The organism is Streptomyces sp. NRRL WC-3618 (assembly GCF_001280005.1).
Lineage (GTDB): Bacteria > Actinomycetota > Actinomycetes > Streptomycetales > Streptomycetaceae > Streptomyces.
Window position 1 is genome coordinate 1 of the sequence record NZ_LGDW01000424.1, and the last position, 220, is coordinate 220.

Annotated in this window: 1 protein-coding gene; it reads right to left on the reverse strand. The window is 70.5% G+C overall.

What is annotated here, in order from left to right:
- On the reverse strand, positions 1-220 hold a 220-nt coding region (locus ADL01_RS28045), incomplete at both ends, for an acyltransferase domain-containing protein (RefSeq protein ID WP_159049668.1).

Genomic DNA, 220 nt, shown 5'->3' on the forward strand with positions numbered 1-220 from the left:
TTCGGCGAGCGAGGCGGCCAGGCGGTCGGCACCGCCCTCGTCACGCCGGAGGGAACCGAGCGTGACGGCCGGGCTGTCCGTGGCGTCGATCGTCGCCTGGACCGGCACGGTCAGGACCGGGTGCGGGCTCATCTCCAGGAACAGCCCGTGCCCCTCAGCGAGCAGACCGCGCGTGGCCTGCTCGAACAGGACCGTCTGACGCAGATTGCGATACCAATAC